Origin of the sequence: Streptococcus mitis (assembly GCF_022137125.1) — a bacterium.
GTDB lineage: Bacteria > Bacillota > Bacilli > Lactobacillales > Streptococcaceae > Streptococcus > Streptococcus mitis_CE.
Genome location: NZ_JAKNEQ010000001.1, coordinates 78,268 through 89,899, shown reverse-complemented (window position 1 = coordinate 89,899; position 11,632 = coordinate 78,268). Strand labels below are relative to the sequence as shown.

General features: G+C 43.4%; 8 protein-coding genes and 2 pseudogenes. 3 read left to right on the top strand and 7 right to left on the bottom strand.

Going from position 1 to position 11,632, the window contains the following annotated elements; genetic code table 11:
* Positions 1 to 132 precede the first annotated feature (132 nt).
* Positions 133 to 1,113 carry an acetylxylan esterase gene (locus tag L0P31_RS00465; protein WP_238095299.1) on the bottom strand — a complete coding sequence of 327 codons (981 nt, stop codon included), beginning with the start codon at positions 1,111 to 1,113 and terminating at the stop codon, positions 133 to 135.
* Between the two features lie 363 nt (positions 1,114 to 1,476).
* Between L0P31_RS00465 and L0P31_RS00460 the strand changes: the two genes are divergently transcribed.
* The 3 genes and pseudogenes from L0P31_RS00460 to L0P31_RS09480 form a co-directional block, all read left to right on the top strand.
* Positions 1,477 to 2,388: an Rpn family recombination-promoting nuclease/putative transposase gene (locus L0P31_RS00460; protein ID WP_238095297.1), complete on the top strand. Its 912-nt coding sequence runs from the start codon at positions 1,477 to 1,479 to the stop codon at positions 2,386 to 2,388.
* A gap of 4 nt (positions 2,389 to 2,392) precedes the next feature.
* Positions 2,393 to 2,803 (top strand): annotated as a pseudogene (locus tag L0P31_RS00455) (Rpn family recombination-promoting nuclease/putative transposase); the annotation flags it as partial.
* 18 nt (positions 2,804 to 2,821) lie between these two features.
* Positions 2,822 to 2,911 (top strand): annotated as a pseudogene (locus L0P31_RS09480) (Rpn family recombination-promoting nuclease/putative transposase); the annotation flags it as partial.
* Between the two features lie 392 nt (positions 2,912 to 3,303).
* Here the strand turns inward: L0P31_RS09480 and recG are convergent.
* The 6 genes from recG to secA form a co-directional block, all read right to left on the bottom strand.
* Positions 3,304 to 5,319, bottom strand: coding sequence for an ATP-dependent DNA helicase RecG (gene recG / locus L0P31_RS00450; protein WP_238095295.1), 2,016 nt, complete (start codon positions 5,317 to 5,319; stop codon positions 3,304 to 3,306).
* Positions 5,320 to 5,337: 18 nt separating this feature from the next.
* Positions 5,338 to 6,441, bottom strand: a complete 1,104-nt coding sequence (gene alr, locus L0P31_RS00445; protein WP_024058081.1) for an alanine racemase — start codon at positions 6,439 to 6,441, stop codon at positions 5,338 to 5,340.
* On the bottom strand, positions 6,431 to 6,793 hold the full coding sequence (acpS, locus tag L0P31_RS00440) for a holo-ACP synthase (RefSeq protein ID WP_049491261.1): 363 nt from the start codon (positions 6,791 to 6,793) through the stop codon (positions 6,431 to 6,433). Before acpS ends, alr begins: the two co-directional genes overlap by 11 nt.
* 44 nt (positions 6,794 to 6,837) lie before the next feature.
* On the bottom strand, positions 6,838 to 7,869 hold the full coding sequence (locus L0P31_RS00435; RefSeq protein ID WP_049491263.1) for a 3-deoxy-7-phosphoheptulonate synthase: 1,032 nt from the start codon (positions 7,867 to 7,869) through the stop codon (positions 6,838 to 6,840).
* Between the two features lies 1 nt (position 7,870).
* Entirely contained in the window at positions 7,871 to 8,902 is a 1,032-nt protein-coding gene (locus L0P31_RS00430) for a 3-deoxy-7-phosphoheptulonate synthase (RefSeq protein WP_042750640.1), read from the bottom strand.
* An 80-nt stretch (positions 8,903 to 8,982) separates the two neighbouring features.
* Positions 8,983 to 11,496, bottom strand: a complete 2,514-nt coding sequence (gene secA, locus L0P31_RS00425; RefSeq protein WP_238095293.1) for a preprotein translocase subunit SecA — start codon at positions 11,494 to 11,496, stop codon at positions 8,983 to 8,985.
* Between the last annotated feature and the right edge of the window lie 136 nt (positions 11,497 to 11,632).

Sequence of the window (11,632 nt, the reverse complement as noted above, 5' to 3'; positions counted from 1 at the left end):
TTTGAGATTACAGATAAAGCTGACGTAGTTTGAAGAGATTTTCGAAGAGTATGAATTTCAAAGTATATATGAACTAGAATATTTGCTAACTAGATTCTGTACAAAAAGAGAGCTACTGGGCTCTCTCATTTATCATTTTACATACTTAAAAGGAATCTCACTACCACACAGCCAGTTGTAGACTTGATCATTAACAAATACATTCATGGCTTCGTGGGCATACTCAGGCATGATGCGATAGGCTTTATCGCTGGTCAGACGGTTGTAAATCGCAAATTGGGTAATAGGATAGCAAACATCGTCGTCCAAGCCCGTAATCATCTTGACCTCACCCTTGATACGATGGGCAAGATTTTTCACATCGATATAGGCAAGGGTCGCCATAATTTCCTCCTCGGTTTCATGGAAGGGGTCGTGAAACTTGAAATAACGGAAAAGTTCGTCGTAGGCCTCGCTGGTATTGCCAATCTCAAGTACTCGTCTGAAATCAGACAAGAAGGGATAGATGGCAACTGTTTTCTGAATCCGAGGATTAAGCGCTGCTGCAACTAGAGCTAGAGCCCCTCCTTGTGAGGCACCATAACTAGAAAGTCTCTTCTCATCTACCTGTGGCAGACTGGCAATAATTTCAACCAACTGGTAAATATCCAGATAAACATCCTTATAAAAGAGCTGATCCCGACCTTCCACAGCACCACGGATGATATGCCCCTTAACGGTATTTCCTAGAGGAGAACGCAAGCCGTCTTGTGAGTAACCCGACTGCCCCCGCACATCCATGGAAACAACACCGTAACCAGCCACGGTGAAGGCCAGCATGTCGGCCCAGTCCCAGCCACGTCCCATATAACCATGGAAATGGAAGATTAGTGGAACCTTCTCCTCACTCTTTGGAAGAACGACGCGTGCATAAACCTTGCCTTCATTGGTTCCTTCAAACGTTAACTCATAGCAACTAACTTGAGGAATGTGGAAATTTCTTTCCTCCAACTGGTAGGCTGGAAGAGTTGAAACTTTTTTCACTTCCTCATCCCAGAAAGCATCAAAGTCTTCTGGAACCTCATCTCGCCCTCTATAAGTCTTGATTTCTTTTAACAAAGCTGGATTTTTCATAACATGCTCCTTTTTGTAATCGCTACCATAACTGTAGCATATCTAGAAAAGCAATGCAAGAAAGAAGGGTAATACTCTTCGAAAATCTCTTCAAACCACGTCAGCTTCGCCTTGCCGTATATATATGTTACTGACTTCGTCAGTTCTATCTGCAACCTCAAAACAGTGTTTTGAGCAACCTGCGGCTAGTTTCCTAGTTTGCTCTTTGATTTTCATTGGGTCACTTCTAAAACTAACTTCCAGTTTTGGGAGAGAGAGGGAAGTTACTTTGAGAAGTTACGCTTTTTTACGAATAAATAGATAGAAGCACTAAATCTAGTCAACCTAGAGGTAAAAATGTGCTATAATGAAAGGAGAGAAAGAATGATTCTCAGACATCCGGGCATTAGCCCGACCAATGATTTAGTGGCTAAGAAGATTTTTAGCAACCCAGAAATCACTTGTCAATTTATTCGCGATATGCTGGACTTACCAGCCAAAAATGTGACCATTTTGGAGGGAAGCAATATTCACGTATTACCCTCCATACCTTATTCAGTGCAGGATTTCTATACCAGTATAGACGTTTTAGCGGAGTTAGACAACGGCACCCAGGTTATTATCGAAATACAAGTGCATCATCAGAATTTTTTCATCAATCGCCTGTGGGCTTACCTATGCAGTCAGGTCAATCAAAATCTAGAAAAAATTCGTCAACAAGAAGGAAACACTCACCAGAGTTACAAACACATCGCACCAGTATACGCAATTGCTATTGTGGATAGTAATTATTTCTCAGATGACCTAGCCTTTCACAGTTTCAGTATGCGTGAGGACACGACAGGTGAGGTTTTAACCATTACCAACAATGGTCAGGAAAACCATTTAGTTAAGATGGCGTTCTTGGAACTAAAAAAATACAGAGAAACCAGCAAAGATAGCATTCGCAAACCGTGGTTGGAGTTTTTTGGGAATAAACCCTTTACTCAGGAACCCGAGCGAGCCATCAGCCAGGCAGACCAACTGCTGGACTACAAGAGCTGGTCCGAGGAGGACAGGAAGATGTTTAGTCAACTACGTATGAGAGAAGAACAAGCCTTGTTAGCACAGGACTATGCCTTGGAAACTGCTAGAGCAGAGGGAGTTGAACAAGGCCGAGCAGAGGGAGTTGAACAAGGTCTAGAGCGTGGGAAAATCTTTACCTTTCTAGATTTAGTACGCCAACATGTTTTAACTTCCGAATTTGCGAGTGAGCAATTGGGCATGACCGTCGCTGAGTTTGAGGCCTTGTTGTAAGACCAGCACTAATGGTCAGAAAAACCATCTGGTTAAGATGGCGTTCTTGGAACTTAAAAAATACAGAGAAACCAGCAAAGATAGCATTCGCAAGCCATGGTTGGAGTTTTTTGGGAACAAACCCTTTACCCAAGCACCCGAGCGAGCCATCAGTCAGGCAGACCAACTGCTAGACTACAAGAGCTGGTCTGAGGAGGATAGGAAAATGTTTAGTCAACTACGTATGCGAGAAGAACAAGCATTGTTAGCACAGGACTATGCTTTGGAAACTGCTAGAGCAGAGGGAGTTGAACAAGGTCTAGAGCGTGGGAAAATCTTTACCTTTCTAGATTTAGTACGCCAACATGTTTTAACTTCCGAATTTGCGAGTGAGCAATTGGGCATGACCGTCGCTGAGTTTGAGGCATTGTTGTAAGACCAGCACTAACGGTCAGAAAATCATCTGGTCAAGATGGAGTTCTTGGAATTAAAAAAATACAGAGAAACCATCAAAGACGAGGTTCGTAAACCGTGGTTGGAGTTTTTATAAATCAGTAAATCAATGACAGATTTTTCCGTGATAGATGGAAGAATCTTTTTTAGTTATGCTAGATGTGGGCTCTGAAACAGTAAGATATAGTGTATTGAAATAAGATATGAACAAAGAAATTAGGAAAGTCAAATTAATTTCTAGAAATGTTTTAGAATCTGTAGTGTACTATTTTAGATTCAATAAATTGTAGTTTTAAAAACAAAAAAGAGCACTTTCGCTCTTTCTTCTCCTATTCAGTCTTATTTTTTTGCTTCCTTCTTCTGGAAAGTGGTTTGGTAATTTACTTTAATCGTTACGGTCATATGAGAGTCCTCGTTTCTTTTTGATGACTCTAGTATAAGGGGCTAACCTGAAAGCTAGCTTAAGATTTTCTTAGAGAAAGCTTAATCTAGATACTCTTTCTTTTCCAAATGAAGGGCAATCATGCACCATTCTGGATCCTCTTGCCAGCATTCTATCGAACTAATGTAGCTAGCAACCTTTCTGGCTTCTTCTAAAATCGGAAAATCTTCGATAATATCAGCCACTTGAAACTCTGGTAGTCCTGATTGTCTGGTTCCAAAAATCTCACCAGAACCACGCATTTTCAAATCTTCCTCCGCAAGGACAAATCCATTGGTGGTTTCTGTCATGATGCGCATACGGTCTTTCCCAGAATCCGTCTTGGGATTGGCAACGAGAACTGCATAAGACTGCTTATCTCCCCGACCCACACGACCTCTGAGCTGGTGAAGCTGACTGAGCCCGAACCGATTGGCATCCATGATAATCATGACGGTCGCATTGGGAACATTGACCCCGACCTCGATAACCGTTGTTGAAACCAGAATATCTGTTTTTCTCTCTTTGAAATCCTGCATAATCTGGTCTTTTTCGTCACTCTTCATCTTACCATGTAGAAGAGCCACCTCTGCCTTACCAGCAAAATGAGCCGTCAATTCCTCTGATAAGGCAATGGCATTTTTCAAATCCAGAGCTTCTGATTCTTCAATCAAGGGAGAGATGACATAGGCTTGAGAACCTTTTTGGATTTCCCCCTCTAACCAAGTCAAGACCTGAGGTAGTTGCTCATGCTTGATCCAGCGTGTCACAATAGGCTTCCGTCCTGCTGGCATCTGGTCAATAATGGAAACATCCATATCTCCAAATGCTGTGATAGCCAGCGTCCGTGGTATGGGAGTCGCTGTCATCATGAGGACATCTGGGTTGTCGCCTTTTTCTCTCAGAACGCGCCTTTGCCCTACACCAAAGCGGTGCTGCTCATCGATGATAATCAAGCCCAGACGAGCATAATCCACCCCATCCTGAATCAGAGCGTGGGTTCCGATAATCAAATCAGCCTCACCCTTGGCAATAGTCTCCAAGACTTCTCTCTTTTCTGCAGCTTTCAAGGAACCTGTCAAGAGAGCGAGTTTTAGGTCTGGGAAGAGACTCTTCAAACTCTCAAAGTGTTGCTCTGCAAGGATTTCTGTCGGTACCATGAGGGCTGCTTGGTAGCCAGCTGTCACTGCCGCAAACATGGCCAAGCCAGCGACTACCGTTTTTCCGCTCCCCACATCCCCTTGCAAAAGACGATTCATGTGGTGGTCCGACTTCATGTCGGTCAAAATTTCCTGCAAACTCTTTTCTTGAGCTGGGGTCAGGGCAAAAGGCAAGCTTTCCTTGACTGCTGTCACTTTTTCCTTAGACCAGTCCAGGACCAGACCGCTTCCCTGAACTCTATTTTCAGACTTAAGCGTCTGCAATTGCATTTGGAAATAAAAAAGTTCCTCAAACTTGATACGGCGAAGGGCTTGCTTGTATTCTGCCAAATCCTTGGGGAAATGCATAGCACGAACTGCCTGACAACGGGACATGAGTTTGTATTTATCGAGCAAAGACTGGGGCAGATTTTCCTCAATCAAGAGGTCCAGTCCCTGATCAAAGGCCGTTTTGATGACCTTAACCAAGCTGGCCTGACTGATTCCCTGAGCCAGACGATAAACAGGTTGGAGGTCATCTTCCACCTGAGCCACGACCTTCATCCCAGTTAGACTAGCCTTGGCACGGTCCCATTTTCCAAAGACGGCAAGAGTTGCTCCCAACTCTATCTTATCAGCCAGATAGGGCTGGTTAAAGAAATTCACCGCAAAAACAACTTCTCCCTGCTTGAGACTAAAACGCAGGCGATTGCGCTTGAAACCATAATACTGGACACTAGCAGGAGTCACGACTTGACCAGATAGGACTGCCTTCTCCCCGTCTTCCAGTTCCAGCACTTGCTTAGTTTTGAAGTCTTCATAACGGAAAGGAAAGTAGAGCAAGAGGTCTTGCAAGTTTTCAATTCCAAGTTTGGCGTATTTTTCTGCTGACTTTGGTCCCACACCAGGCAAGACATGCAAGGGTTGATGTAGATTCATGCTCCACTCCTTTCTTTTCTAATAATATTCTCTCGGAATGCGGTCGCTGAGAAGACAAACCACCTCATAGTTAATAGTCCCACGGTAGGTCGCTACCTGAGTAGCTGTGATTTCCTTGCCTCCGTCAGAGCCAATCAAGATTACCTTGGTTCCCAGTGGATAAAGCTTAGGCAGACGAATGGTGATTTGGTCCATCGAAACCCGCCCAACGATTGGGCAAGCTTGGCCATCTACCAAGACGAAGAAATTCTGCATGTCACGTGTCCAACCATCCGCATAACCGATTGGCACCGTCGCAATGACTTGCTCGCTGTCTGCCTGATAGGTCGCTCCGTAGCCCATGCAAGCTCCGGCTGGAACTGTCTTGACATGAACCAGAGCAGACTCCAAGGTCAAGGCTGATTTCAAGTCATAGGGTAAGTCCAAAACCTCTCCGCTAGGATTCAGACCATACATGGCATCTCCCATACGGACGGCGTTAAAAATGGTCTCTGCATGCCAAAGAGTCGTTGCCGAATTACTGGCATGAACCAGCTCTGGAAGACCTTTCATACTTGACAGAATGGTTTTAAACCGTTCTAACTGGGCATTAAAGTAGATATCTGATTCCTCGTCTGCAGTAGCAAAGTGGGTAAAAATCCCTTCAACACGAGCACCATGTTGTTGGAGCAAGTCTTGAGCCTGCTCAGCTTCACGAGCCTCTCTAAAACCAATCCGTCCCATTCCTGAGTCAATCTTGAGGTGGACTGTCAAACCAGCTAAATCAGCTTCCTTAACTAAGAGTGCTTGAATCCACTCCAGTCCAGCCACAGTCAAGGTGATATCGTATTCTTTAGCAAGAGAAACAGCTTCTAGATCAGAAACTCCTAAAATAAGGATTCGTTTGCCGAGTCCAGCCTGTCTGAGTTCAATGGCTTCATCAATATTCGAAACACAAAAGCCATCAACATCATCTTGAATAGCCGTCGCAACAGCAACAGCTCCATGCCCATAGGCATTAGCCTTGACTACTGCAAATTTGAGCGTTCCTTGAGGGATATGAGCCCCCATTTGCTGAATATTTTGTCGAATAGCTCCCAGATGAATCAGAGCCTTGGTTGGTCTATGTGGACTAGCTTTCATGATTTTCCTCCAAAATAACACTGGCTGTCACAAACTGATCTGTGTGGCTGATAGACAGCCAAATCTTTCCTAAAAATGGTGCCTGACTAAAATAAGGCGCCCCGCGTTCATTGTTCAAGACTTCCAAATCTTGAAAACCGAGCTTGCCAATACCTGTTCCCATAGCCTTGGAAAAGGCTTCTTTAGCCGACCAGCGACCAGCTAAATATTCTATTTGCCTGCGTCCTTTAAGACTGTTAAATCGTTCCATTTCCTTAGCGGTCAGAACGCGCTTAGCAAAGCCTTCATGTCGTGTAACTGCTCTTTCTATCGAAGCCAATTCTTCGATGTCAATTCCGTGTCCAACTATCATTCTCATCAAAAGGAGTTGAGATTCCCCAACTCCATCCTTTTCACTTATTTTGTCAAGGTAGCATAAATCTCTTCTACCAAGGCCTCTGTATTTTCCCAACCTAGGCAAGGATCTGTAATAGAGCAACCAAAGACCTCTGGTTGGTTTTGACGACCATCTGCTAGGTAAGATTCAATCATAAAGCCTCGAACTGTCTTTTTAATCTTCTCATTCCAATCACGATTTTGCAAGGTCTGGCGAACAATTCGAATCTGCTCCATATATTGCTTGCCTGAGTTATCATGGTTGGTATCAATGAGGATAAAGGGATTTTCAAGTCCCATGGATTCATAGCGCTCAATAGCATTTAGCAGGGTTTCATAGTAAAAGTTAGGCTCATTTTTCCCATATTCATTAACTGCACCACGAAGGATGACGTGGGCCAAGGAATTTCCTGAAGTCTCCACTTCTTGACCATGAAAGAGGAAGGTCTGTTTATTTTGAGCAGCATAGATGCCATTAAACATAACACCCAAATTTCCAGAGGTTGGATTTTTCATCCCCACCGGTGCATCAATCCCTGAGGCCACAAAGCGGTGCTCTTGGTCTTCCACAGAACGAGCCCCCACAGCATGGTAGCTGACCAAATCATCTACCAAAACCAGATTTGATGGATAAAGCATCTCATCTGCCGTTGTCAAACCTGTCTCTGTAATCACGCGGTAGTGCAACTGGCGCACAGCCTGCAAACCGTTAATCAGACTTGGAGCCTTAGAAGTATCTGGTTGGTGAACCAAACCTTTATAGCCGTCTCCGTTAGTACGAGGTTTGGCAGTATAAACACGCATAACCATGAAAATCTTGTCCGCCACCTTCTTCTGCAAGGCAGATAAACGGCGGGCATATTCCAAGACAGCCTCTTCATTATCAGAAGAGCAAGGACCAATCACCAAAAGGATACGGTCATCTTCTCCTGAAATAATGTCTGCCAATTCTCTATCACGACGCTCTTTTAGACGCAAGGCTTCCGCAGACAATTGGGTTTCTGCCTTGATTGCTTCAATATCGATTTCTTGACCTTTTTCAATAAATGCCATCTTATTCTCCTAGCGTTTGGTAGATTTCTCTGACAAGGGCTTCTGTATTTTCCCAGCCTAGGCAAGGGTCCGTGATAGACTTGCCAAATACTTCTGGTTCGTTTTGACGGCCGTCTTCTAGATAAGACTCAATCATAAAGCCACGAACATACTGCTTGATTTTTTCATTCCAATCACGATTAATCAAGGTCTGTCGGACAATTCGAATCTGATCCATGTATTGCTTACCAGAGTTGTCATGATTGGTGTCCACAATGATAAAGGGATTTTCCAAGCCCATTTTCTCATACTGGGCAATAGTATCCATCAAATTATCATAGTAGTAGTTAGGAATATTCTTACCATACTCATTGGTCGCTCCACGAAGAATGGCATGCGAAAGTGGGTTCCCAGTTGTTTCCACTTCTTTTCCTAGGAAAAGGAAACTTTGTTTGTTTTGAGCAGCATAAATCCCATTAAACATAACATTGAGATTTCCAGAGGTTGGATTTTTAAAACCAGTCGCAAAATCTGCCCCACTGGCCACAAAGCGGTGTTGCTGGTCTTCAACTGAACGAGCACCAACCGCCATGTAAGAAATCAAATCATCCACTAGCGGAAGATTTTCAGGATAAAGCATTTCATCAGCTGTTGTCATGCCTGTTTCTGTGATAACACGATAGTGAAGATGGCGAACAGCTTTGATTCCGTTGATAAGACTAGGCGCTTCTGTCGCGTTAGGCTGGTGAATCAAGCCTTTATAGCCATCTCCGTTGGTACGGGGTTTGGCAGTATAAACACGCATAACCATAAAGATACGGTCTGCTACTTCTTCTTGTAGAACTGCCAAACGCATAGCGTATTCAAGAACAGCTTCTTCATTGTCAGATGAGCATGGCCCGATTACCAAGAGAATCCGCTGGTCTTCTCCACGTATAATGGCTTCTAGCTCTTTATCGCGCTGTGATTTTCTCTCCAAAGCTTGGCCTTCTAATTTTGATAAGGCACGAACTTCTTCAATATTAATTTTAGGACTTTTTGCTGTAAATACCATAACTCATCTCCTCATAAAGCAAACGGATACCAAGTAAAAATTTACTTTTCACAAGGTATCCGCCTCTAAACTATCTCATTTTATTGTCTTTTACCGTGACAGTTTTTAAACTTCTTACCAGAACCACATGGGCAAAGTTCATTCCGTCCAATCTGACTCAAATCCAGATTTTCAGGCATATTTGCTTGGTGGGCAGCGATATTGCGAGTCGCCGTTGTACTGATATGGTGTTCTGCTTGTGGTCTTTCTTGTTCATGAATTTGTGCTTTCATCATCAAACGTGTCACATCAAACTCAATCGAACCAATCATGTCATTAAACATACGGAAACCTTCTGCCTGATACTCAACAACAGGGTTGTTCTGAGCATAGCCACGAAGTCCAACCGCGTTACGCAATTGATCAAGGGCATCGATATGATCTGTCCACTTGTTATCTACCACTCGTAGAATCAAGACTTTTTGGAATTCTTTAACTGCTTCTTCATCGCGTAGTTTTGAAACCTGACTATCGTAAACCTTCAAGGCACGTTGGAAGAGTTCTTCCTTAATAGCCTTATCAGACAAACCTGACAAGTCTTCGATTGAAATAGAATCTTCTGGAAGCAAGTTGTACTTAGCAAAGTTCAAAATTGCCTCTAGTTTTTCATCTTGTTTGGCACGCGCATGACCATCAACGACACGACCAATCGTGCGTTTAATCATAGCCTGAATTTCAGGTGCCAAGTCACGATCTGCAGTGATGACATCGTAACGTTGAGCGTAGATAATTTCACGTTGTTCACGCATGACATCATCGTATTGAAGGACTTGTTTACGGGTATCGTAGTTATTTCCTTCGACACGTTTTTGAGCCGCTTCAACCTGACGTGTCAACATACGAGACTCAATGGCCTCTTCAGACATGTTGAGACGTTCAAAGATTCCCTTCAAGCGTTCAGAACCAAAACGTTTCATCAAATCATCTTCAAGAGATAGGTAGAATTGTGACTCACCTGGGTCTCCTTGACGACCTGAACGTCCACGAAGCTGGTTATCGATACGACGGCTTTCATGACGTTCTGTACCAATAACACAAAGTCCTCCAAGTTCACGAACTCCTTCACCAAGCTTGATGTCGGTACCACGACCGGCCATGTTAGTCGCAATGGTAACAGCACCACGTTGACCAGCATTCATAATGATTTGGGCTTCTTTATAGTGGTTCTTAGCATTCAAGACTTCGTGAGGCACGCCAGCTGCGACCAATTTCTTAGAAATGTAATCACTAGTTTCAACTGCAACTGTACCAACCAAGACTGGCTGACCTTTTTGGTAACGAGCCTTAACGTCTTCGACAACCGCCTTAAACTTAGCCTCAATACTTGCATAAAGAAGGTCTGAGTGGTCAATACGTTGAACAGGACGGTTTGTTGGGATCGGAATAACACGAATGTTGTAGATTTCACGGAATTCTTCTTCCTCAGTCTTACCTGTACCTGTCATACCAGACAATTTCTTGTACATACGGAAGAGGTTTTGGTAAGTGATTGAGGCAGATGTCTTAGTTTCATCCTGAATTGGCACACCTTCTTTAGCTTCAATAGCTTGGTGCAATCCATCAGAATAACGACGACCTTCCATGGTACGACCTGTAAATTGGTCAACGATCAAGATTTCTTGTTCTTCGCTCACCACATAGTCAATATCGAGAAGCATAATGTAGTTGGCACGAAGGGCGTTATCGATAAAGTGAGTAAGAGCTACGTTTTCGATGTCATAGAGATTGTCAAGCTTGAAGTAGCTTTCAGCCTTGTCAATCCCTGAATCAGACAAACCAATAGTCTTAGACTGCACATCGATGATATAGTCGTCTTTGTCCAAAGATTTTACATAGTGGTCTGCCATGTGATACAACTGACTAGTTTCAACTGCGTTAGCACCTGATACGATCAAAGGTGTACGCGCCTCGTCAATCAAGATTGAGTCAACCTCATCGACCAAGGCATAGTTAAGCGGACGTTGTACCATGTTTTCAGCGCGAACGACCATGTTATCACGAAGGTAGTCAAATCCAATTTCTGAGTTGGTTGAGTAGGTAATATCACACTCATAGGCTTCTTTTTTCTCCATTGGAGACTTGGCAGCCAAGTTAATCCCTACTGACAAACCAAGCCATGAGTACAATTCACCCATCTCAGTCGCGTCACGTTCTGACAAGTATTCATTGACCGTAACTACGTGAACCCCTTTACCTGAAAGGGCATTGAGGTATACCGGCATGGTCGCAGTCAAGGTTTTTCCTTCCCCTGTACGCATCTCTGGCACGTCACCATGGTGAAGAACGATTCCCCCCATGACCTGAACCTTATATGGGAAGAGGCCTAGGACACGTTTGGCACCCTCACGGACAACCGCAAAAGCTTCATAAAGCAATGAATCCAGTGATTCTCCATTTTGATAACGTTCTTTAAATTCAACTGTTTTTGCTTTTAGTTGGTCATCTGTCAAAGCAGCCATTTGGTCTTCGTATTTGAAAACCTTGTCAGCCATCTTTTCCAGACGACGGATTTCTCCTTTATCATTTTCGATAATTGTTTTTAAAATATTAGCCATGTTTTTCCTTACTTTAAATTCCGAATATTTTAGAATGTTCTTTTAATTTTAGCACAATTACTGATTATTTTCAAGGAAGAATCCCCATTTTGAAAAGGAAAAAGAGGCTAGTTCCCAAGCTAACCTCTCTGATTTT